Source organism: Syntrophales bacterium (assembly GCA_030655775.1).
Classification (GTDB): domain Bacteria; phylum Desulfobacterota; class Syntrophia; order Syntrophales; family JADFWA01; genus JAUSPI01.
Genome location: JAUSPI010000190.1, coordinates 1 through 24,431 on the forward strand (window position 1 = coordinate 1; position 24,431 = coordinate 24,431).

Sequence of the window (24,431 nt, forward strand, 5' to 3'; positions counted from 1 at the left end):
AATCATCTTTTAACTCGTAGATAGAACAAAGACAGGGGACTGATTGATAAACCTCAGTCCCCTGTCTACTTAATCTGAAAATCCGGCATCTTGTTCAATATAATCAGGATATTTTGGTCAGTTTATTGTGGGAATCAACACGGGGTTATAAATATGCTGCAAGAGAAGCAATCATAATTATGGAAGCAATCGTTTCAACGTGGGAACCGTATCGTTCGCTCACTATAATCATAATGATATCCCGACGATAGAGATGGAAGAGGCGGAGAGTATCGCAAGCTGTTCGCCCTGAATTGCAGGAAAGGCAAAGACGATAAAGGGAATTCCGAAGCAAGCAGGACTTCCAATTTTATGGCGATGTTCACGCTATGGCGCATAGAGAGTACCCAAGGATTAATCCTTGGGAATGGGTGCACTGGTCAGAAGGTATTTGAGATCTTCATCTTCGAACCGTATCGAAACTCCGACGAAGGGTGACTCGTTCCCCTCGTCGCTAAGAAAGTCATCCCACCCTGCCGAGAGATACAGGTGTTTGAAAAGTCTGTATTCGGCAAAGACCTTGAGGTGTGGATCCCTGTCGGTATCAAAATCGAATGCCTCGAAAGTAAACATAAGATCATCATCAAAGGCAAAGTAATCTATTCCCACACCACCGGTGGATTCCAGAAGACCTCCCCGGAGAACGATATCTTTCCATCTCTTGGCGATCTCTACATTGAAGAGGAGCCCATTTTTTTCCCACTCCTCCGTGCGGATAGTTACCCCGTCAGTTGTGGAATCCTTTACCGTTCTTCTCCCCCTCGGATCAGCTACCAAGCCGAGAATGTAAAACTTATCCTCCTTGGGCTGGATCTTCAGCTCGAGGTAGCTTTTTGCATTACTGTTATCAAAGAGGTATTCACCACGGTAGCTTAAGAATGTCCTGAACTGTTCCGCCTTGGTTACGTATCTGTTGATGCCGGACAGGGTTTCATTAAGATTATCAACCGTTTCATCATCATGTATCAGTTTACCGATTGTTCCCTTGCCTTCATTGATCTTATCGGAGATCTCCTGGAGAGAAGCGAGGGTTTTATTGAGCTTGTCGATAGTAGAATCGTCTTTAACAAGACGTCCAATCGTCCCTTCCCCCTTATTTATCCCCTCCGTTATTGCGCTGAGAGAGGCAAACGTTTTCTCCATCTGTATGGATGCCTCCCTAAGGCTTGTGATCATCTGAGAGAATTTTTCGTCGTTTTGTCTCACGACCTTGTTCAGGCTTTCAGTGAGATCTCTGGTGTTTCTAACGATACTTTTGAAAGACTCTTCACCTTCCTCTCCCCCCAGAACCCTGCTCAAGGAAGTGGTCACCACTTTTACGTCATCGGCTATTGAACCGAGTTGTGACAAAAGTCTGTCGATATCGGCCGGACGCTGCACATGTGTGATCTCTCCCCCCTCCGCAAGGAAAGGTTCGCCTTTTGTTCCCGGAATAATTTCTATGTATTTCTCTCCCAGAATACCGTGAGTTTTAATAGAAGCCACCGCGTCTTCCTCCAGCTTGACCTCCGGAAGTATCCGCATGGTTACAAGGGCTTTCCCGTCTTTGAGTCTTATCGTTTCAACTCTTCCCACCTCTACACCGGCGATCTGTACCGAGGCATCCTTCTCCAGCCCTGCCGCGTTGTCAAATACAACATCTACAGGATATCCTTTTTTAAAACCGAAGCCGTACTCTCCCACCCTGAATGACATGTATCCCAGTATGATTAAGGCCACCAGGACGAACAGACCTACCTTTGCTTCTGAACTAATTGACAACATCTTACGCCTCCACGTTAGGAGTTAAGAGGTAAGAAGGTAGAATGAAACGTTGTTGTTCACTCGAACCCCTTAATTTATATCACCTTGATCGGACCTTCGGTATTTCCTGAAAGAAATTGCTCCAGTACCGGATTTTTTGATTCTCTAATCTCTTCGGGTGTCCCGTATTCCACTATCTTGCCTTCATGTAACATTGCTATCTTGTGACCGATTTTGAAGATGGAAGAGACATCGTGGCTGATGACGATGCTTGTCAGGTTGAAATTTTTCTGGGTATCGATGATCAGGTTGTTTATCGCTTCGGTCATGATTGGATCAAGGCCCGTTGTGGGCTCATCAAAGAGAACCATCTGGGGGTGCATAGCGATCGCCCTTGCCAGCCCTACCCTTTTTTTCATACCGCCGCTCAACTCGGAGGGCATCTTGTCCTCGATGCCGGTGAGTCCAACCGCCCTGAGCCTGTCGGCGACGACTTTTTTTATCTCATCATCCTTCATCTTTGTCTGTTCTCTCAAAGGGAATGCCACATTCTCCCCCACATTCATCGAGTCGAAAAGAGCACTTTCCTGGAAGAGCATCCCGAACTTCTTTCTGATTTCGTTAAGATCCCTGTCATTGAGGGTGGTAATATCGGTGCCACCTATTAAGACTTGACCGCTGTCCGGTTTGAGGAGCCTTATGATATGCTTCAGGAGAACGCTCTTCCCCCCTCCGCTCCTCCCGATGATCACTGTTGTCTTCCCCTCTTCGATAGCGAGATTAACCCCGTCCAGGACTTTTTGTTCTCTGAACGATTTATGAAGATCAATAATTTCAATTATATTTGCCATATCAGAACATAATAGCGGTGAGGAAATAATCGCTTACCAGTATGGTTATCGATGCCAATACCACCGCCTCTGTTGTCGCTTTCCCCACGCCTTCTGCACCCCCGCTGGTATTGAACCCCTTGTAACAGCCGACCAGAGACAGGATCAGGCCAAAGACCGCCGCCTTAATCAATCCGTTATAAATATCATCGAGTCCCACGTACCTGGTAATATTTTTGACAAAGATACCTGAATTGATATTCAAAAGGACAACTCCCACAAAGTACCCGCCCAGTATTCCCACGAAATCTGACACTATGGTTAAAACAGGGACCATAATAACCCCTGCAATGACTCTCGGAACGATGAGATGTTTGACGGGATTTGTGGCCATGACGGAGAGGGCATCGATCTGTTCAGTCACCCGCATGGTTCCCAGCTCCGCAGCCATGGCGGAACCAGCCCGGGCTGTTACCATAAGGGACGTGAGGACTGGTCCGAGTTCTCTGGTCATACCCAGGGCTACCGTGGAACCGACCAGGCTCTCCGCACTGAACATTCTGAAACCATGATATCCCTGGAGAGCCAGAACCATGCCGGTAAATGTGCCGGTCAGGACAACGACAAAGATTGATTTAACACCGACAAATTCCATCTGCTTGAAGATGTTCCGGAGCTTTAAAGGGGGCCTGATCATCCAGCTTAAGACAGAAATGAAAAGGAGTAGGAGCTTCCCCATCTCCTCGACATTTTGCAGGACTGCCCTTCCCAGATTATCGATGGCGGTAGAAACTTTATTCATCTATCACAGGTTAAGGGTTAAGGGTTTATATTAAATGCTGTTCTGTTGGTTCGATTAGTTAACCAATGAAACGAATAAAACCAATTGAACTAATAAAACTGTTCTCATCTTGATTCTTTGTGCCGTACACTTATAATGGTCCCCTCTTCTTTGCATGGGCTTCCAGCGATAATTGAATGACCCGGTCGATCAAGCCCGATTGGTCTATTCCGGAAGCGGCTGCCTGGTGAAAGAGTACAGTCGAAGGAGTCATACCGGGAAGAGTATTGGGCTCGAGGACCGCCACCCGTCCATTCTTTCTCACAAACATGTCAATCCTTGAATATACTTTCAACCCAAGGGCACGATATGTATCCACAGCTACTTTCTGTATCTCTTTCAATTTTTCTTCCGGAAGTCTGGCGGGGGTCTTATTTTCACCCTGGCCATAGAGAAATTTGTCTTCGAGGGAAAGGATATCTTTCGTAGGAATGGTTTCTGAAGGTGTCAGGGGGAGAGGATCATCATTTCCTATAACCCCGCATGTAACTTCAGTCCCGTCGATAAATTCTTCAACCAGTACCGTGTTGTCCCATTCGAAGGCAGAGATAAGGGCGTCAGGAATTCCTTCTGTTGACATCACCTTCTTGACAGAGGTGCTGCATCCTTCCCTTGTGGGTTTAACCACACAGGGGAACCCTATCTCTTCATCAATTCTTTTAAGAAACACCTCTCTGTCCTCGTTATCCCACCTTCTTCTGGTCACCGGCACGGTTTTCGGTACATCTATCCCGTTCATTGCGAGTACGTTTCTGGAAGTATATTTGTCTATACCCAGGGCGGAACCGAGTACGCCGCAGCCGGTGTAAGGAATTTTCAAAAGTTCCAGCAGGCCTTGCAAACATCCGTCCTCTCCATATTTCCCATGAAGACCCACATATACGAAGTCTACACGCTCTTTCAGCTCTTCATAAGGAATAGGAATGGCCTCCTCCTCCAGATCTACTTCAATATCACTGGTGCTATTTCGCATCAGCAACTTAACGGGTATCTCCCAGAAGCCACCCTGGCTGTCCATAAAAACAGGCATTGGATCGTACTTTTCACGACTGATCTTGCTGAAGATATTCCTACCACTTTCCAGGGAAACCTCCTTTTCCGAGGACATTCCCCCCATAATGATTCCGACTCTCAATTTATTAGCGTCTTTGACGTCCATTTTCTTTCCAATGCGTTAGTTGTGCACGACTATAATGTTATTTGGTTGTTTTGTAAAGTATGAACTTTTATCCCTGCAATGCCCCTTTCTTTTCTTTATGAATTTTGAGAGAAATTTCAATAAGCCTTGATATTATCATGGAGGGGAGCATACCGGCGCAGGCTGCCTGTTCGAAAAAAAACGAAGAAGGTGCCATGCCGGACGATGAATTAGGGTCTGTGATAAGCACCCGACCGTCTTTTAAAACGAATCCGTCAATCCTGCCATAGGACTTGAATCCTAATGCCTTGAAGGCTTGTACGGCTTCCTCTTTGATCTGTTCCGCAACGTCGGCTGGAATATTTTTCGGAGGGGTGAACTTTCTGCATCTCCCAGGCATATACTTGTCATCGTATGTGTAGAACTCGCTTTGGGGATAAATCTCCGTCAGCGCCAAAGGAAGAGGCTTGTCATTCTCTTCCAGGATGATGCACGAAAATTCTATACCATCCAGATACTCCTCTACAAGAACAACGTTATCCCATTTGAGAGCTTCAGTAATTCCCCTCTCAAGGGAACTCGAATTATTTACTATTGTTACCCCTATACTCGATCCTTCCCTTGTTGGTTTTGTGATGAAGGGAAGTCCAAATCTGTTTATCAATTTTTTTTCAACACTTTCTTTGTTTTCTTTCCACTCTTTCTCTTGGATTATCATGCTTTCGGGCACACCGATACCGTAAAACTTGAGAATTTTCTGTTGGATATGCTTATCCATTCCGAGAGCCGATGCCAATACTCCCGGTCCTGTGTAGGGGATACGCAGCAGTTCAAGAAGACCCTGGATGCACCCATCGTCTCCGTATTTTCCATGCAGGGAAATGAAAGCAAAATCGATTTCATCTTTAAGTCCCTCATAGGATATCCTTCTTGCCTTTGTGTCAAGCTGTTCCGAGATATCAGTGGTTGTGTTTTGAGATACAAGCTGCCAGGGGAGTATCCATAATCTTGCGGCATCATCCATGAATATTGGTATTCCCTCATACTTTTCCCTGTCAATGTTGTCATAGACATTCCTGCCGCTGTTTAAGGAAACCTCTTTTTCCGAGGACATACCGCCAAAGATGATACCGACTCTTAAATTTCCCATCAAAAATAGCCTTTCTTTGAGTTTAGCTTAAACCCCGAAAACGTACTGCCCTTGAAACGAGTTATAAATCCCAGATAAATGTTACCCCGCTGTTCGGGAATATCCATTCATCGTCGCTGATCTTCAACTTTATCGATTTACCCTCCTCTTTGACCACCTCAGGATAGGGATGTTTTCCGGCAAAGAAACTTATCTCTTTTACATTCTTCAATTTTGCGCCGTCGTAGTTAAAAGAGATTTCAAGTCCTCTTGTGGGGTAAACGAGATATACAGAAAAAAGATTATTAGCCTTGAACTGCTTGGTTATAATTTCAATCTCCATCTTAACCGGTTTGTTCAAATTCTTTTTTAGCGTGTTCCCCCCGCACCAGACCTCGTATCCTCTGTCTGTTTCTTCCTTTCTGATAATAGTGACATCCTCGCTGTTGACACGAACACGATTTACATTGAAGTCACTTTCCTTGAACAGGCCTTCCCCCCGATTGAGAAGCCATCTGTACTCACATCTTTCATCCTCGAAAAGGGCGGAGAGTTGTTTGTTATTTAAAGCACACCCGATGATGAATGTGTTATTTCTAAGGGTTTTGGTATATTCTATATGGGTTGTTACCGTGAAATAGTCTTTCGTAAGATCGTCATCGGTCACATTTATATCGTATTTAAAATCTGTCCTTAATTCGAGCTGCCGGTCCTTTTTCCCGAAGAGCGTTTCAAACATCTCATAGTAGATTGCGTTGCCCAATTCCGTATCCCGTGCTCTCGTCTGGAAGCAGTTTCGGATTATATTGTCTATCCGTGATATGGATTTTTCCTCATCGGGGATGTATATTCGCCTCAATCGTGGTTCTACGGTATCGGTTTTCCCCTTATGTACAAATACCCGGGGAGCCCTCTTGCCCAGCGCGCATAATATTTCATAGCTTATTGTCTTTGCTTTTTTGGCAATCTCATTGGCGGAGATGTATTCGCTTTCCTGTTTTCCCATCAAGACGATCTCGTCTCCTACCTGGCAATCCGGTATATCCGTTACATCTATGGTGCACATATCCATGGAGACACGCCCCACAACAGGGACTCTTGTCCCCCGTATCAGGGCATCTCCCTGATTTGAGAGTATCCAACCGTAACCGTCTCCGTATCCGACGGGAATGGTTGCTATCCTGGTCGGTTTTTCCGTAACGTAAGTTCTCCCATAACCAATGCTATAACCCTTGGGAAAATCTTTTAGAAGAACCACGCTTGTCTTGAAGCTCATGACCGAAGCGAGGTCTGCTTTTGATTCTGTGTCCGGGGATGGGTAAATACCATAAGACATAAGACCGGGCCGCACCATATCAAGACTGAATTGTGGAAAGTTAAGGAGTCCACCGCTGTTGGACATATGTTTTTGGGGAATATGTATATTGTTTTCCTCCAGCATTTCGATAAGTTCCTTGAACAGTTTCCACTGCGCCTGGTTATAGTCTTCATCCTCAACTTCACTTGATGAGAAGTGCGAAAATATGCCCTCTATTGTGATGTTGGGAAAGTCAAGGATTTCACTAATGATATTGAAGGCCTCTTGATGAGTAGTTCCACCCCTTCCCATACCTGTATCCACTTCTATATGAATTGGGGCTTTGACGGCCGCTTTTGCATAACTTTTTTGTAACTCCCGGGCAAAACCGAGATCGGAAATCGATGGAGTCAAATTGTATTTGATTATCTCATTTATTTCGGAAACGGTGGCCGGACTCATTATGAGTATCGGTGCGTTTATCCCGCTTACCCGCAGTTGTACTCCTTCATCTGCATTGGCAACTCCGAGAAAGGAGGCGCCGTTTTTCAGAGCAACGTTGGAAATTTCAATTGCTCCGTGACCATAGGCGTCTGCCTTGACTACCTGTAAAACCTTGACATCGGGGCCAACAATCTTCTTTATTTCGCCCAGGTTGTGGCTGAAGTTTTCGAGGTCAACCTCCACCCAGCTTCTGTATTTCAGGTTTTCTCTTAATGACATTTTGAATATACTCCCTCAAGGGCGGCAAAGCCGCAACAACAAAAGTGCCTAAAGTTTGAAGTGCTTAAAGTGAGCTAAAGTTAATGTACACGCCTTCGGCGCGGTCAAATTTGAAACAGGCTGCGCTGAAAGCGCATTTTTAACTTTAGGCACTTTAGCTCACTTCACACTTTAAACTTTATTTTTTCGTCATAATATAAGCCCCGTCCCATTTACCGTCAGGTGGATTTTTTTTAAGCTCTCGACACCTTCTGATGTACAGCTCTGAGGGAGGATCACCCTGATGGATAGATAACACATCCTGGAAAAAGGCAACAGCCTCATCCCACTGTCCCTGTCTGTATTTTGCCAGTCCCTCCTCAAACAGCTTAACAAAATCTCCCCGGTTTTCAACATCTCCTCTTTCCCCTAAAAGCTCATATATCCTTACAGGGAGTTCCTTCCCCTTGACCCTGACAAAATCAAGTTCCCGGCACAAAAATTTATCCTTTACCTCGTTGTATGTGTATTCACTGATAATGATATTTGTTCCGTATTCTTTGTTGATTCCCTCCAACCTTGAACCAAGATTTACATTATCACCCATGACCGTATAATCGAACCTCATATCGGAACCCATATTGCCCACTACCATTTCACCGCTGTTGATACCGATTCCGATATCAAGAACAGGCCTGCTTTCATCTGCCCACTTCTTTTGAAGTTTCCTCAGTTCATCCATCATACCAAGGGCGGACCTGCAGGCGCTTACCGGATGATCATCCTGGGGCAGCGGGGCACCAAAGACTGCCATAATAGCATCTCCCATGTATTTGTCGAGGAGCCCATCGTATCTGAATACTACACCGGTCATGGCGGTCAGGTATTCATTGAGGAGGTGTACGAGTTCCTCCGGCGACAGTTTCTCGGAAACGGTGGTAAACCCCCGTATATCAGAGAAGAGGACTGTAAGATTCATCTTTTCCCCCCCGAGCTTCAGCTTTGAGGGATCCTTCAAAAGTTCGTTGATTACGGAAGGGGTAAGGTAATACTGGAAAGCACCGCGTATCTTTTTCTTCTCCCGCTCTTCGGTTATGTACTTGTAGATCGTTATGCCGAGGTAGACTGTAAGTATTGTAATGACTGGGTAGATTAGATTGAGCCAGATGTTATAATGGGAGAAGATAAACCAGTTGATCAGGATATACGTTACAAGTAACAGAAGGCTGAAAAAAACACCGTAAGCACCCCTGACCCTGGACAGAACAATGCCGAGGATAAGACCGAAGAAAAGTATAGCGGTAATGTCAAATACCCCGATCCAGCCGGGACGCTTAAGAAAGGTTTGAGTTAGTATATTGTCTATTACAGTGGCATGAATTTCGATTCCCGGATACGTAGTACTGAAGGGAGTTACCCTCATGTCGTAAATACCTGTAGCTGTAGCCCCCACCAGAACGATTTTGTCTTTAAAAAGTGCCGGTTTCAGGCGGCCGCTTATGATATCGGCAATCGAATAATGAGGAAAGGTCTTGGCGGGCCCAAGATAATTTATCAACATTCTCCCCGATTCGTCGGTCGGGACACCAAGATCACCTATCCGTATGGAATCAACGCCAAAGTCGGCCATCTTCAGGGTCATCATGGGCCAGTCCATGTACTGAAGAAGGACAGAGATGGAAAGAGGGGGATAAAAGTCGTCTCCGAATTTCATAACCAGAGGGGACCACCTTATCGTTCCGTCACTGTCTGGGAAACAATTAAAGTATCCGCTATTTTCTGCCGCATCGGACAGCGGCCCCACGTTTGCTGCAGCCGCACATGCTTGTGGCAGAATGGATTCATCCGGTTTGCCTATGAACTGTACTATCTGATATTTGGAGTAGGAAATATTATTGGCACATTTCTGGGCGTCCTCTTTGTTCAGGTGTGCGATTTCCTTCTCTGTGGTGTGGAAAAAATAGCCGAGGGTGATATTTCCCGCATTCTTCATCGATTCAGCGAGTATTGGATCGGTGTCCGCAGGTTCGGCAAAGACGATATCCATTCCCACGACTTTTGCTCCGTATTCCTTCAGGGTGTCAACGAGTTTTGCAATGGTTGCCCTCGGCCATGGCCATCGCCCCAGTTCACTTAAACTCTTCTCATCAATGGCCGCAATTACTATATTTCCTCCTGGACACCTCTCGCCCCGGGAAAGCGTCCTCAGATCCAGGGTTTTTAGCTCCATAAATCTAAGGAAAGGAACATTCATTAAATAGAAGATGATTGCTATGAAAACAATAACAAGGCTTATTTTCAGGGGGGATATTGACAGCAGTCTCTTGAATAGGTTGTTCATGGGAACTCCTTGGAATTTAACAAATAATATCAAACCCTTTTTGAAAGTCAAGACAAAGGATTTGAGGGTTGCAAATTTTAGATAACAAATATCTTGACAAGGTAGATGGCTTTATGATAGCCAAATCATTCTTGTAAAATAGTCAAAAATTAGACTACATTTGCCGATGTAGCTCAGTCGGTAGAGCAACTGATTCGTAATCAGTAGGTCAGCGGTTCAACTCCGCTCATCGGCTCCAGGGAGTATAAAAGGGATCCGCCATATTTAATTGGACCCGTCAGTGATTAGCTTATGTTTCTCCGATCCGCGTCTTCTAAAGGATTTGTCTATGAAGAGCGGACAGTGGGTATAACCGGAAACAGTTGTGCCTCCCGTGTTTGGAAAGGAGAGTAAATAAGAGGGTATTTTCCTAACTAAACTTTAAGAAAGGAGCGCATTGTTATGAAAGTTACCAGAAGAGGTTTCTTGAAGATCTCCGGTGTGGCGTTAATGGCAAGCGGTATCGGAATCAGTCTGAAACCGGTATTAGCTCATGCCGAACCACTGAAGATCCAGTATGCTAAAGAGACCACTACGATCTGTCCTTACTGTTCTGTTGGATGCGGCATAATTGTCGCCACTCAGAAGGGTAAGGTCATCAACACGGAAGGTGATCCCGATCACCCCATTAACAGGGGGTCTCTCTGCACCAAGGGAGGGTCTATTTACCAGCTGTCGGTCAATAAAAACCGGCTTGACAAACCACTTTACCGGGCACCTTATTCCGATAAGTGGGAGGAAAAATCCTGGAAATGGATGATTGACAGGATTGCCAAAAATGTAAAGAAGAGTCGTGATAAGAGTTTCAAGGAAAGAAATGCCAAGGGACAGGTAGTCAACCGAACAGACGGGATAGCTTCGGTTGGCAGTGCCGCCATGGACAATGAAGAGTGTTTCATCTATCAAAAATTCTTAAGGGGGTTGGGCCTGACTTATATTGAACACCAGGCCCGTATCTGACACAGCGCAACTGTTGCGGCTCTGGCAGAGTCGTTCGGACGCGGTGCGATGACCAATCACTGGATTGACATTAGAAACAGTGATTGTATTTTGGCAATGGGCAGTAACCCCGCATCAAACCATCCCGTTTCCTTTAAGTATGTTACACAGGCAATGGAGAATGGCGCTAAACTTATCAGTGTTGATCCAAGATTTACCCAGACCTCCGCGAAAGCAGACATCTTCGCTTCTCTGAGGTCAGGTTCAGATATAGCCTTTCTTGGAGGCATGATTAAATATATTCTGGACAATAACCTCATTCAAAAAGAGTATGTCGTCAATTACACAAATGCTTCTTTCCTGGTAAATCCGAAAATTAAACTTCCTGGGGACAATAAGGGTGTCTTCTCCGGGCTCACCGACGGCAAGTATGATAAATCCACATGGTCATTCCAGACGGATGCCAACGGTGTCGTTAAAAAAGATCAAAGCCTGAAGGATCCTGACTGTGTATACCAGCTCTTGAATAAACATTATTCAAGGTATAACCCCGATACCGTATCCAACATTACCGGTACTCCGGAGGAAAAACTTCTTGAGGTTTACAAGGAATACTCAAAAACCGGCAAGGTAGGAAAAGCTGGGACTATCATGTATGCCATGGGGTGGACGCAGCATACGGTGGGTGTCCAGAACATCAGGACAATGGCCATAATCCAGCTCCTCCTTGGAAACATGGGACTTGCCGGCGGTGGTGTCAACGCTTTAAGGGGTGAGTCCAATGTTCAGGGATCTACAGATCAATGTCTGCTCTTTCACATCATCCCCGGGTATCTCAAGACACCAAAGGCGTCTCTTCCTACATTGAAAGCGTACAATGATAAATATACGCCTACAACAAAGGAGCCGAATAGTCTGAACTGGTGGAGCAACTATCCGAAATACATAGCAAGTCTCCTGAGGGCGCATTACGGGACAGATGTCAGTCTGGAAGAGGCCTATAGCTATCTGCCCAAGCTGGATGACGGTGTAGATTACTCCTGGCTGAGTCTCTTTGATGCAATGTACAAAGGAAAATTCACCGGATTCTTCTCATGGGGGCAGAATCCTGCCTGCAGCGGTGCCAGTTCCAACAAAACAAGACAGGCTATGACCAAACTGGACTGGATGGTCAATGTCAACATCTTTGACAGTGAGACAGGTTCCTTCTGGAAGGGACCCGGTATGGATCCGAAGAAGATCAAGACAGAGGTCTTCATGCTTCCATGTTCTGCCTCAATTGAAAAAGAAGGCAGTATTACCAACAGCGGCCGCTGGATGCAGTGGAGATACAAGGCGGTTAATTCACCCGGAGTCGCCATGCCTGATGGTGAAATCATTGCCGAGCTCTTCTACAAGGTAAAAGAGCTTTACGAAAAAGAAGGCGGGCCTCTGAAAGAGGCTATTACAAAAATGACCTGGGAGTACGGTCCTAAAGGTGCTGACGGCAAGGTCAAGCATCTGGATGCCCACTATATTGCCAAGGAAATCAACGGGTACTTCCTCGAAGACAAGGAGATCAAAGGGAAGCTCTACAAGAAAGGCGAACTGGTGCCAAGTTTTGCCTTTCTCCAGGATGACGGTTCGACCTCTTCCGGAAACTGGCTGTACTGTAATTCCTATACTGAAAAAGGGAATATGGCGGCACGGCGCGGAGGCAAGGATGAATCCGGCATAGGCCTTTACTCCGATTGGTCATGGTGCTGGCCTGTCAACCGCAGGATCATCTACAATGGCGCTTCAGTTGATCTGAATGGAAACCCCTGGGACAAAGAGCATCCCGTAATCAAGTGGGATGGTTCCAAGTGGACAGGAGATGTTCCTGACGGTGTTGCAAAGCCTGGTTCAGGGAGACCTCCCTTCATCATGAAAACCCATGGTGTCGGTAGTATTTTTGGACCGGGACTTGCTGATGGACCATTTCCAGAACATTATGAGCCTTTGGAATGCCCCGTAGAAAAGAACTTTATGTCACCTCAAATGGTCAACCCGACTATCAAGAGATGGGATAAAGAGGGAACAGGGACAAATGTGGATGCAAGGGCAACCTGCGATCCAAGATTTCCCTTTGTCTGTTCTACCTATCGAGTTAGTGAGCACTGGCAGACTGGTCTCATGACAAGATGGTGTCCCTGGCTTGCAGAGATGCAGCCTGAAATGTTTGTCGAGATGAGTCAAGAGCTTGCCAAGATGAAGGACATCAAAAATGGTGATCGGACTATTGTAAAATCGATCAGGGGCGAAGTCGATGCCGTGGCTATCGTCACAGCGAGATTCAAACCCTTTAAACTGAACGGCACTGTCGTTCATCAGGTCGGTATTCCGTGGCACTATGGATGGGTGACAACGAACATGAGGAAGTATGTCCAGGGCGACAAGAAACCTGAGGTTTTTACCTCTGGTGATTCAGCTAATCTGCTTACACCATTCATCGGAGATGCCAATACCATGATACCTGAGAGCAAGGCCTTCATGGTAAATGTTGAGAAGAAGGGGGTGAAATAAATGTCTAAGAAAGCTAAGCTCATTGATCTTTCAAAATGTACCGGATGCAGGGGCTGTCAATTAGCCTGTAAGCAGTGGAACGGTTTGCCTGCAAAGCAGACTAAAAATACCGGGACATATCAGAATCCCCCCGACCTTCAGCCAAACACCTGGACTCTTATCAGGTTCCAGGAGGTATCCGATGGTAACGGTGGTGTCAACTGGTTATTTAGAAAAGATGGATGCATGCACTGCACCGATGCAGCGTGTGTCGAGGTGTGTCCGGAAAATGCGTTGTACTATACAGAGTTTGGAACGGTTGGTATTCGCCGCGAAAAGTGCATAGGCTGTGGAGCATGCGTCGATGCATGTCCTTTCGGGATTCCAAAGCTGGACGCAGAACTCGAGAAGGCCTTCAAGTGTGACATGTGCACGACCAGGCTGGAGAACAATTTATTGCCTGCCTGTGTCAAGGCGTGTCCCACCGGTGCCCTTCAGTTCGGCAACCAGGCAGACATCCTGAAAAAGGCATACGAACGTGCTAAAGAACTTGGTGGAGATGCATCAGTCTACGGGGATAAATTTGTAGATGGAACCCACGTCATATATGTCCTTACAGAAAAAGTGGACGTATATGATGAACTTCCGGTAAAACCGGCAAAGCAAGCCTCATGGAAGGATATGTTCAAGCCTTTTGGTTTGCTTGCGGCAGGTGGTTTGATTGGTCCCTCCTTCTTACGTTATCTTACTCAAGATCCAAAATCTAACGATGAGGGGACGGGAACAAGTAAGACGGAAGGTTAATGAAAAAGAAGATGGTTTAAGCTTTTGAAGGAAAAGGCCTGCTCGATATGAGCAGGCCTTTTTTGTAAGGCGCGGTTTTTTACTTCACGATCTTTATTACTTCTCTGAATTTTTCATGTTCCGCAGATTTCAGCAATTCAAATAACACAATCTCCGTACTTGTCAAACTTGCGCCGCCATCTTGCATTTTCTCAAGCCCTATGTTTCTGTTTCTAACTGTTCTTGAAGAAACTGCGTCTGCAATAATATGGACTTCATAATCCATATTAAGCAGACCCATAGTCGTCTGATAGACACAGATATGCGTTTCGATTCCTGTAAGCAAAAGCTGGTTCCTGTTCAGCGATTTAAGTTCACGCATAAAGCGTTCGTTATCACAGCAGTTAAAGTTAGTTTTACTTATATGTTGAATGCCGGAGAGGAGGTTGTCGATTTCAGGTATCGTCGAACCAAGTTTGTCAGGGGTCTGTTCTACCGCGAGGATGGGTATTCCAAAGACGCTTGCCCCTTTAATTATCTTCTGTGCGTTTTCAAAAAGTTGATGCTTTTCATACATCGAATGGGCCAGATTGCCCTGAAAGTCAACAACAATTAAGGCCATATTTTCTAAAGTAAGCATGAGCAATAACTCCTTTCTACAATAACAGCTTCCACTGTCCTGTTTGAGGTTAAACCTGATACACTCATAAAAAGTCACCTTTCTTTGCTCAGAACCACTTTGGGGATGCTGTTATTGCCCGTCTAAAAATCTAAAACTCGTGCTAACGCACTCAAACAGTTAGATTTTCTTAACGCCGGTCACTACCACCATCTTTTCCCCAAAATGCTTAAATTACTTACGTTATTCTTCGAATTCGCTCCGAAAAGACTTTTTGCGAGTGCATCAAACCTGGCTAACTATAATATCATTAATAGATCGCTTTGGCACATGGTGCTTGCCTTCGCTGTCACGCCAGTATTTTATGTTTCCATCAGGGCCAACGGTTTCTATTATCACCGTTTCCTTTGGTTTTCCGAGGGCCAGGACAAGAATTATTTCGAGGTGCGGTGGTAGTTTGAGGATTTCGCGAAGTTTTGTCCGACTGATTGAGGCGATCATACAGCCCCCTAAACCCTTTTCCGTTGCACCAAGAAGGATATTCTGGGCAGCAATTCCGTGATCACAGCCAGTGGATCGGCTTATCTGTGTATCTGCGAGTATAATGATGTATGCGGATGGCCTTTCCCCTTCTGATGGACCGGACCAGTCTTTCAGATAACCGGCCCACTCAAGGTGTGGAAATATCAGGGCATTCTTTTGAACTTCACAGGAAAGGACATATTTTAGCGGTTGCATATTGGCTGCCGAAGCAGAGATTCTCGCAAGATCAACAAGTTCTCTCAGTGTACCAAGTTCAATGACAAAATCCTGATAAAATCTTCTGTAGCTTCTGTTTTTCTGTATCAAATCTCTTATCATTTGCCCTCCTCATAGTTTTAAAATTAGGTATATTAAAAAGAAACTTTAGAAATCGAAACTAACATTAATCTTGAAATTCTGTTTAGCAGGCATGTTGAGTATATCAGACATGCCAGTTTTTTCGCTAATTTCCGTCAGCGATTTTTGTATCTCTTCTTCGGTGGAAGCCATGAAAGTAAACCAGACATTGTATTCGTGGTTTCTTCTGTAATTATGGGTTACCCCCGGATAAGAATTGACGATTTCGACAAATTCTTTCAGCTTCTCCTCTGAGACCCGAGCGGCACAGAGAGTGCTTGCAAAACCAAGTTTTCGGGTGTCAAACACTGCGCCCATTCTGCGAATGATCCCTGTCTCCTTCAGCTTTTTGACACGTTTCAGGACTTCATCCTCACCGATGCCGATTTTTTTAGCCAGAACGGTAAAGGGTTTTACATCAATCGGAAAATCGGTCTGGATAATATTAAGAATTTTTTTGTCTATTGGATCCATGATAAAGTTTCATGTTTCAGGTTTCAAGACTTTAAACTTTAGAGGCTGGCTTTGCTATGAAAGCGTACCCCCTTGAATTAACTTTGGAATAAAATCGTACCGAAAATATGTAGTTTAAATTGATTCATAGCAATCAAAGTAACATTCTTCTATCCCCTTATTTTATAATGCTAAAACCATACAATCATGTCGTTTAAAAAGTTTTTAAAAGTACCTTCTGTATTGAGCATTGTAATAATTCAAAAATAAAGGGGGGTACGCTTTTATTCCAAAGTTAGCATTTAGACTTTAAACTTGAAACCTTCTTTTTCGGTTCATAAATACAAAATGGTTCCTCAGCCAGGTAGTCTCCCGTGATTTCATAAGCGCGTGCACGGCAACCGCCGCACACCTTAATAAATTCGCACCTGCCGCATTTCCCCTTGTACTTACTCAAATCCCTCAGATCAGTAAAAACAGGGGAATTATTCCAAACATCTTCCAAGCTTTTTTCTTTGAGTTGACCACAGTCAATCTCAAGAAAACCACAAGGCTGCACCTGCCCCGTATGGGAAATAAAACAGAACGAAATCCCCCCCATACAGCCTCTGGTCATGGCATTCAATGAATCTCTTTCTTCCCTTGATTCCGCCGGGGGTTCCTTTCTTCGCTGATGGAAAATGCGGAAGTAGTGAGGAGCGCAGGTAGCTTTGAGCTGAATCGGGCAAGTGAAACTCTGTTCATAAAACCAGTTCAACGTTTCTTCATAATCTTGCGGTTGTATCTCCTGATCAGCCATCTCTCTTCCCCTCCCTGTGGGTACAAGGAGAAAGATGTGGTGGGCGGCGGCACCCAGCCCGATGGCCAGATTCAGAATTTCCTGAATCTGATCCAGATTGACCCGGGTTATAGTGGTATTGATCTGAAATTCCATTCCGGCTTTTTTCATGGCTGTAATTCCGGCCATCGCTTCCTCAAAGGCGCCGGATACCCCGCGGAAGGCATCATGACTTTCCGCATCCAGACCATCAATACTGATACTGACCCTTTTGATTCCTGATTCAAGCATCTTTACGGCAATTTCCTCGGTTACCAGTGTCCCGTTCGTGGCCAGCACCATACGCAACCCCTTTTTATCTCCATAAGAAGCAATCTCAAAGATATCCTCCCGCATGAGTGGTTCACCACCGGTCAGGATAATCACCGGTTTGCTGAAAGATGCTATGTTGTCAACGAGCTTCAAACATTGATCAGTGGTGAGTTCCCCTTCATAGGGGCCGTATTCTGATGAGGCCCGGCAGTGTATACAGGAGAGGTTACAGCTCCTGGTTACTTCCCAGGCAATCATGCGAAGTGTAGGGGGTAAGATTAAAGATTGTTTATTTGAAACCATTACTGATAACCCTATCAGGCAGGGATAAACCCCGCCCCTAATCTTCAAAACTTTAAACTCGAAACTCTAAACCAGCAGTTTCGCCGCATCCCGGGCGAAATAGGTGATAATAATATCCGCCCCCGCCCTCTTTATTGATGTGAGGGATTCCATCATCGCCGTTTCTTCATCCAGCCAGCCAAGATTTGCAGCAGCCTTGATCATAGCAAACTCCCCGCTGACATTGTAGGCCGCTATCGGCAGGTCAAATTCCTCCTTAGCCCTGTAGATAATATCGAGATAAAGAAGCGCAGGCTTAATCATAATAATATCTGCGCCCTCTTCAACATCGAGGGTTATCTCCCGGATAGCCTCATCGGAATTGGCCGGATCCATCTGGTATGATTTCCTGTCCCCAAATTGCGGTGCACCTTCGGCGGCTTCGCGAAAGGGTCCGTAAAAGCATGAGGCATACTTGGCTGAATAGGCCATAATGGGAAGGGCATCATATCCTTCCTCATCGAGGGCATCCCTGATTGCCCCGACACCGCCGTCCATCATACCGGAAGGGGCTATCATATCCGCACCGGCCTTCGCCTGAGACAGGGCTGTTTCTGCGAGGATTTCCAGGGTGGCATCATTGTCCACATCGTTGTCTTTAATAGTGCCGCAATGACCGTGGCTGGTATATTCACAGAGACATACGTCACAAATTACAATGATATCAGGCACCTTCTCCTTAATTTTCCTTGTTGCCTGCTGGATAATCCCATCGTCGGCAAATGCACCTGAACCGACTTCGTCTTTCTTGTCGGGAATGCCGAAAAGAAGTACCGCGGGAATACCGACATCTTTTGTTTTTTGCACTTCTTTCACCAGATGATCGACAGACATCTGAAAATTGCCCGGCATGGAGTTGATAGGTTTCTTGACATTACGGCCAGAGGTTACAAAGAGGGGATAAACAAGGTCATCAACGGATAATTGTGTCTCCCGTATCATCCTCCTGAAATTTGCGTTTTTCCTCAATCTCCTTGGCCTGTAAACTGGATAATACATGGTCTCACTCCTGAGTTTAAAGTTTCGAGTTTAAAGTTTAAAGTCTAAAGCTTGAAGTTCATTTATGTTTGTTTCCTTTGATACTTGATGTATTTGTAAAAAGCCACTTTTCTTCGCTCAGAACCATTTTGGGGATGCTGTTATTGCCCGGCTAAAAATCTAAAACTCGTGCTAACGCACTCAAACAGTTAGATTTTCTTAACGCCGGTCACTACCACCATCTTTTCCCCAAAATGCTTGAATGACTTGCGTGATTCTTCGAATGCGCTTCGAAAAAACTTTTTACGAATACATCATACTTGAATTTAGACTTTAAACTTTTATTTCCTCATCTGTCAGATAACAGGCCGGGTCAGGTGTCCAGATGTCACCTGATGCCGCCTCAGACCTCGCCCGAAAATTGCCCCCGCAGATATCGAGCCAGCGGCAGGTTGCGCATCTCCCCTTCACGTGAGGTTTTTTATCTTTCAATTTTGCCATCAATTCATTTGATGTATCCAGCCATATCTCACTGAAGGGACGTTTTCTGACATTACCGAAGGACACATTTCTCCAGAACTGGTCTGCGTGGACCTCACCATCCCAGCTCACACACCCGATACCATTTCCGGAACTGTTTCCCTCATTCATCATGAGAAGCTCAAAGACTTCGCCGGCTCTTTGGGGGTCTTCCTTTAACAAGCGCAAATATACATAAGGGCCATCGGCATGGTTGTCCACGGTGAGTATCTCTTTTTCCATTCCACGATGAAAAAGATCTCTTGTCCTGTCCATGATAATATCTACCACTTTTCTCGTTTCATCGTGGGACAGATCTTCATCAATCAACTCGGAGCCGCGTCCCGCATAGACGAGGTGATAAAAACATGCCCGGGGGATTTCTCTTTCCTCAATGAAGTCAAAAATGGAAGGGATTTCGGAGGAATTTTTCCTGCTTATGGTAAAGCGCACTCCCACCTTTATACCCTCATCCTGGCAGAGCCTGATTCCTTTCAGGGTGGCATCAAAAGCCCCACTAACCCCCCTGAACCTGTCATGTGTTTCCTTCATTCCATCGAGGCTCACGCCAACATAGGAAAGGCCGATTTCTCCAAAGATCTTTGCCAGGTTTTTTGTCATCAGTGTGCCGTTTGTTGAAATCACTGCCCGCATACCCTTATCCACAGCGAACCGGATAAGCTCGGGAAGATCCTTTCTTATCAATGGTTCACCGCCGGAAAAGAGAATAACCGGACATCCGAACGAGGCAAGGTCAGATATCAGTTCTTTCCCTTCATCGGTATTCAATTCATCGCTGTAGCGTATATTTTGAGAACTCGAGTAACAGTGGATGCATTTAAGGTTGCATCTTCTGGTTGCATTCCAGACGACCACAGGCTTCTTGTCAATGGAAAACTGGAGGAGATGTGAAGGAAGATCCTCGGAGTCCCTCCCATAACGAAGGACATCTGATGGCTCCACAGCCCCGCAATATAGCTTTGAAATTCCAATCATAATCTAAAATCCTCAATCAGTGCATCTACAAGGCCGGAAATAGTATATGTCTCCGGCATGATGTCGGTCTTGAACCCGAGTTTTTCCGTGGCAGCGGCCGTCACAGGCCCTATGCACGCTGTCTTTATGCTTTCGGGAAGACGGAAGTCCTCTCCCATAATATTCAGGAAGTTAATCGCAGTGGAAGGACTGGTGAAGGTAATGACGTCAACCTTGTTTTGCTCTATCAATTCACAAAGCTCTGTCCTGTCTCTTCCCGAACTAACTGTTCTGTAAGCTACCGCGACGTCTACGTTTGCACCGAGTTTTGAAAGGCCCTCCGGAATGACGTCACTGGCAATTTCCGCCCTCGGCAGGAGAATGTTCTTGTCCCTGATTTTCTGTTCCTGAAATTTTTCCAGAACAGCTTCGGATGTGTAATCATCGGGGATGATATCGATGCGGATCCCGTAATTTTCCACGGCAGCAGAGGTAGCGGGTCCTATGGCACATATCCTGATTCCCTTGAGGTCTCTTATGTCCTTATTCAAATCATCAAGGCGCTTGAAGAAAAACTTAACCCCGTTTACACTGGTAAATACAATCCAGTGGTATTTTTCTATATTTTCTATCGCCCGGTCCAGATCATCGAAATTGTCGGGCGGCATAATCTTTATCGTGGGGCAATAGATAACTCGAGCCCCCGCTCTATGCAAGATATCTGCAAATTCTCCTGCCTGTTCCACGGGTCTCGTAATGACGACTCCTTTACCGAAGAGGGGCTTCTTTTCAAACCAGTTCAGGGATTCTCTCAAATTTACCACATTTCCTACGACAAATATCGCCGGGGGTGAAAAATTTTTTTCTTCCGCTATCTCTACTATATTTCGAAGAGTTCCCGTCAGGGTTTCTTGATCCGCCGTTGTTCCCCACCTTATCAGGGCAGCCGGTGTCTCTGAAGCCCTCCCGTTGCCGACCAGGTTTTCCACGATATGCCTCAAGTTCTTGACACCCATCAAGAAAACAACGGTTCCGATAGCGGAGATGCTCTCCCAGTCTATATCGCTTATACCCTTTGTAGGATCTTCATGACCGGTTACAAAGGCAACTGTGGATGTATAATCCCGGTGTGTCAGGGGTATCCCTGCATAGGCGGGAACGGCTACTGCAGAGGTGACACCGGGAACCACCTCAAAAGGAATACCTTCTTTTGAAAACATTTCTGCTTCTTCTCCACCCCTTCCGAAGATAAAGGGATCTCCCCCTTTAAGTCTGGCAACGACATTCCCGCTTTTTGCCTCCTTTACAAGGAGATTATTCAGTTCATCCTGGGCAATGGTATGGTTTCCGCCCTTTTTACCCACGTAGACCAGCCGGGCATTTTCCGCCGTATGGTTGAGAAGTTCACTGCTGACAAGATAATCATAGAAAACTACGTTGGCCTCCTGCAGGTATTGTAACCCTCTGACCGTCATAAGCCCGGGATCTCCTGGTCCAGCACCGATAATATATATCTTGCCCATCTTCTTCATTAGTTTAAGACTCCGTTTTTAGCACACTGCATTGCTTTCGGTTATTGTTGCGTTAAAAACCTTAGTATTTCTAAAACAGGGGAATTTAGCTGTCATTTCTTATAATGTAGGGTTAAAGCCCTGTGTAGCGCTGATAGCTGATCGCTTATATATTGTATATTTCTTCCAGTATTGCCCGACCGCCTCTTGACGATATTCTTTCGGCTAATATCTTCCCCAGCTCTTCCCAATCATTACTGCTTCCCCTGACTTCGTCATCCACTATAGTCCTGCCATCAAGACTTCCCACAAGGCCTCTTAAAATTAACTCATCGTCCTGTTGTTTACCGAAGGCCGCTATCGGCACCTGACATCCTCCCCCCAATTGTGTTAAAAAAGCCCTCTCGGCCATAACTTCAATCGACGATGAGCTGTGATTGAGAAAGGAGACAATGTCTCTTATTTCTTCATCATCCTTTCGCAGTTCTATACCAAGTGCGCCCTGTCCGGGGGAGGGGACCATTACTGCGATGGGGATGAATTGAGAGATACTCTCTGCCCATCCCATACGTTTCATCCCGGCCGCTGCAACCACCACGCCATCAAGATCATCTGTTTTTAGCTTTTTTATTCTCGTGTCCAGATTACCCCGGATAGAAACTATTTTGATATCCGGCATTAAATTACGCAGTTGTAATGCCCTTCTGAGGGAACCTGTACCTATCCGGGCCCCGGTTGGCAGATCCTCTAATTTTCCGTTTTCCCTTGATATCAGAACATCTCTGGGATCCTCTCTTTCGGTCACGACTCCTATTTCTAACTCTTCCGGAAGTTCTGTGGGAACATCCTTCATACTGTGCACAGCAATCGCAATGTCGCCTTTAAGGAGCGCTTCTTCAATTTCCTTGACAAAAACACCCTTCCCCCCGATATTGGCCAAAGAAATATTTTGCATCCTGTCTCCCTTTGTTTTGATTACGGAAATCTCCGTAATCATGTCAGGGTATTTCTCTTTCAGCCTGTCGGCCACCCAGTGTGCCTGTTTCAACGCCAGATTACTTCCGCGTGTTCCTATTCTTAGAATTTCCTTAATGTGTCACCTCCGTTCCCCCTCCCCTAACCCCTCCTACCAGGAGGGGCACCCAGAAGGTCTCTTTGCACGGACAAACAAGTTTGTCCATGCCACCCTTCCATTCTTAAGGGAAAAGATAAAGATGGATCAGTCGTCATCTAATCTGAATAATCTTCTGATAGCCGCTATGTAAGGAGCGGCACCGTCATTTTGACTTTCCTCCTTAAGACCTGTTATAGGATCATGGAGCATTTTATTTGTCACAGAAGAAATCAGGATTTTTATGTTTTTCTTTTCCTCTTCACCTAAATTCCTCATCCAGGAAGCTGATTTTTGCAGTTCACTCTCAGTAATCTCATCCGCTTTTTCTCTGAGAGAAACGATGGTTGGAACTGCTTCGAGCGTCTTGAGCCATCCAGAAAATTTAAGAACCTCCTCATCTATAATTGTCTCGGCTTTTTCGGCCTCTCTCATCCTGACGTTTATGTTTTCATCAACAATTTCCTGGAGATTATCGATATTATAAAGATAAACATTGTCTATTGTGTTCACCTCGGGATCGATGTCCCTCGGTACTGCTATGTCAATCAAGAACATTAATCTGTTCTTGCGTCTGCGCAATGCGGAGGAGATTATTGCTTTTCCGATAATATAACCGGGCGCGCCTGTAGAGCTGATTACTATATCCACTTCCTTGAGTTTTTCTTCAAGAAGGTCAAAACTTATTGGTGTGCCATGAAAATCATCCGCCAGCTTCACAGCCTGCCCGTAGGTTCTATTGGCCACAATAATCTTGGAAACCCCATTGCTCATCAAATGTTTTGCTGCCAGTTCTGACATCTCGCCGGCGCCAACAAGAAGAATGGTTTTCCCCCTGAGATCTCCAAGTATCTTTTTTGCCAGCTTTACTGCTGCAAAACTTACTGAAACAGCATTACTGGAAATACCGGTTTCCGTCCTTACCCTCTTTGCCACTCGGAAGGCATGGTGAAGCAGCTTATTCAGAATAACTCCCGACGAGCCATGTTCTACACAGCGGCGATAAGCATCTTTGACCTGTCCCAGTATCTGTGGTTCTCCCATGACCATGGAATCAATACTCGAAGCCACCCGGAACAAATGTCTTACCGCATCATCGCTGTGATAAATATAAAGGCATTTTTCCAGCTCTTTTGAAGATAAATTACCGAGAGAAAAAATGACGGATTTTAAGTTTTCTACGGCAGAATGAATGTCCGACACACCTGCAAGCACCTCCACGCGGTTGCAGGTAGAAAGAAACAAACTCTCACGTATCTGCGGGACTCTCATTATTTCTACCAGAGGCCGGTCGTTGTCCTCGCAGTTAATGGAAAGCTTCTCCCTTATTTCCACAGGAGCTGTCCGGTGATTTATCCCAATCAATATTATGTTCATTAGCACAAAAATAGAATCCAGAAATCAGGAGTCAGAACAAAAAGATTATATTGATAATATATTCCGATTTCCTTCTGAACTGAACAGCGAGCGCATTTCCCGCTGCTTGTGGCGGGGTTAGCGAGCGAATAAAATCAACAATTCTTCAAAGAAGAATAACGTCAGTAATTTTCCTTAACAGTCGGAGATTCCCCGCAGCAAGCTGAGGGGAGCTTTAATTCTGGATTCTGGCT

General features: G+C 45.5%; 18 protein-coding genes, 1 tRNA gene and 1 riboswitch. Of the genes, 3 read left to right on the forward strand and 16 right to left on the reverse strand.

The genetic code is table 11. From position 1 onward, the window contains the following. Positions 1 to 393: 393 nt before the first annotated feature. The 7 genes from Q7J27_10215 to Q7J27_10245 form a co-directional block, all read right to left on the reverse strand. Positions 394 to 1,803 carry an MlaD family protein gene (locus Q7J27_10215; GenBank protein ID MDO9529517.1) on the reverse strand — a complete coding sequence of 470 codons (1,410 nt, stop codon included), beginning with the start codon at positions 1,801 to 1,803 and terminating at the stop codon, positions 394 to 396. A gap of 74 nt (positions 1,804 to 1,877) precedes the next feature. Continuing rightward, positions 1,878 to 2,633, reverse strand: a complete 756-nt coding sequence (locus Q7J27_10220; protein MDO9529518.1) for an ABC transporter ATP-binding protein — start codon at positions 2,631 to 2,633, stop codon at positions 1,878 to 1,880. 1 nt (position 2,634) lies between these two features. Continuing rightward, positions 2,635 to 3,414 (reverse strand): ABC transporter permease, encoded by a 780-nt coding sequence (locus Q7J27_10225; GenBank protein MDO9529519.1) that lies wholly within the window; start codon positions 3,412 to 3,414, stop codon positions 2,635 to 2,637. 130 nt (positions 3,415 to 3,544) lie between these two features. Then, on the reverse strand, positions 3,545 to 4,612 hold the full coding sequence (locus Q7J27_10230) for a D-alanine--D-alanine ligase (GenBank protein ID MDO9529520.1): 1,068 nt from the start codon (positions 4,610 to 4,612) through the stop codon (positions 3,545 to 3,547). Between the two features lie 67 nt (positions 4,613 to 4,679). Continuing rightward, the gene (locus Q7J27_10235) at positions 4,680 to 5,741 is read right to left on the reverse strand and encodes a D-alanine--D-alanine ligase (protein MDO9529521.1); all 1,062 of its coding nucleotides are present in this window, start codon (positions 5,739 to 5,741) and stop codon (positions 4,680 to 4,682) included. A gap of 61 nt (positions 5,742 to 5,802) precedes the next feature. After that, positions 5,803 to 7,740, reverse strand: a complete 1,938-nt coding sequence (gene alr / locus Q7J27_10240; protein ID MDO9529522.1) for an alanine racemase — start codon at positions 7,738 to 7,740, stop codon at positions 5,803 to 5,805. Positions 7,741 to 7,918: 178 nt separating this feature from the next. Further along, positions 7,919 to 10,060, reverse strand: a complete 2,142-nt coding sequence (locus tag Q7J27_10245) for an adenylate/guanylate cyclase domain-containing protein (GenBank protein MDO9529523.1) — start codon at positions 10,058 to 10,060, stop codon at positions 7,919 to 7,921. Positions 10,061 to 10,222: 162 nt separating this feature from the next. Between Q7J27_10245 and Q7J27_10250 the strand changes: the two genes are divergently transcribed. From Q7J27_10250 to Q7J27_10260, 3 genes are all read left to right on the forward strand, one after another. Further along, a tRNA-Thr gene (locus Q7J27_10250) sits at positions 10,223 to 10,298 on the forward strand. A gap of 48 nt (positions 10,299 to 10,346) precedes the next feature. Beyond that, positions 10,347 to 10,464: riboswitch (molybdenum cofactor riboswitch) on the forward strand. 37 nt (positions 10,465 to 10,501) lie between these two features. Then, positions 10,502 to 13,582, forward strand: a complete 3,081-nt coding sequence (gene fdnG, locus Q7J27_10255; GenBank protein ID MDO9529524.1) for a formate dehydrogenase-N subunit alpha — start codon at positions 10,502 to 10,504, stop codon at positions 13,580 to 13,582. Continuing rightward, positions 13,583 to 14,365, forward strand: a complete 783-nt coding sequence (locus Q7J27_10260; GenBank protein ID MDO9529525.1) for a 4Fe-4S dicluster domain-containing protein — start codon at positions 13,583 to 13,585, stop codon at positions 14,363 to 14,365. Positions 14,366 to 14,444: 79 nt separating this feature from the next. Here the strand turns inward: Q7J27_10260 and Q7J27_10265 are convergent, their stop codons facing one another. From Q7J27_10265 to hemA, 9 genes are all read right to left on the reverse strand, one after another. Further along, on the reverse strand, positions 14,445 to 14,984 hold the full coding sequence (locus tag Q7J27_10265) for a hydrolase (protein MDO9529526.1): 540 nt from the start codon (positions 14,982 to 14,984) through the stop codon (positions 14,445 to 14,447). A 264-nt stretch (positions 14,985 to 15,248) separates the two neighbouring features. After that, positions 15,249 to 15,824: a nitroreductase family protein gene (locus Q7J27_10270; GenBank protein ID MDO9529527.1), complete on the reverse strand. Its 576-nt coding sequence runs from the start codon at positions 15,822 to 15,824 to the stop codon at positions 15,249 to 15,251. Positions 15,825 to 15,869: 45 nt separating this feature from the next. Then, a complete protein-coding gene (locus Q7J27_10275; GenBank protein ID MDO9529528.1) occupies positions 15,870 to 16,316 on the reverse strand; it encodes an AsnC family transcriptional regulator in 447 nt (148 codons plus the stop codon). A gap of 274 nt (positions 16,317 to 16,590) precedes the next feature. Beyond that, positions 16,591 to 17,688 carry a heme b synthase gene (ahbD, locus tag Q7J27_10280; protein MDO9529529.1) on the reverse strand — a complete coding sequence of 366 codons (1,098 nt, stop codon included), beginning with the start codon at positions 17,686 to 17,688 and terminating at the stop codon, positions 16,591 to 16,593. Between the two features lie 66 nt (positions 17,689 to 17,754). Next, the gene (gene hemB / locus Q7J27_10285; protein MDO9529530.1) at positions 17,755 to 18,726 is read right to left on the reverse strand and encodes a porphobilinogen synthase; all 972 of its coding nucleotides are present in this window, start codon (positions 18,724 to 18,726) and stop codon (positions 17,755 to 17,757) included. Between the two features lie 312 nt (positions 18,727 to 19,038). Continuing rightward, positions 19,039 to 20,220, reverse strand: coding sequence for a 12,18-didecarboxysiroheme deacetylase (ahbC, locus tag Q7J27_10290; GenBank protein ID MDO9529531.1), 1,182 nt, complete (start codon positions 20,218 to 20,220; stop codon positions 19,039 to 19,041). Continuing rightward, the gene (gene cobA, locus Q7J27_10295; protein MDO9529532.1) at positions 20,217 to 21,731 is read right to left on the reverse strand and encodes a uroporphyrinogen-III C-methyltransferase; all 1,515 of its coding nucleotides are present in this window, start codon (positions 21,729 to 21,731) and stop codon (positions 20,217 to 20,219) included. The genes ahbC and cobA overlap by 4 nt, the downstream gene beginning before the upstream one ends. A 145-nt stretch (positions 21,732 to 21,876) precedes the next feature. Continuing rightward, entirely contained in the window at positions 21,877 to 22,794 is a 918-nt protein-coding gene (hemC, locus tag Q7J27_10300) for a hydroxymethylbilane synthase (GenBank protein MDO9529533.1), read from the reverse strand. 135 nt (positions 22,795 to 22,929) lie between these two features. Then, on the reverse strand, positions 22,930 to 24,198 hold the full coding sequence (gene hemA, locus Q7J27_10305) for a glutamyl-tRNA reductase (GenBank protein MDO9529534.1): 1,269 nt from the start codon (positions 24,196 to 24,198) through the stop codon (positions 22,930 to 22,932). Positions 24,199 to 24,431: the final 233 nt, after the last annotated feature.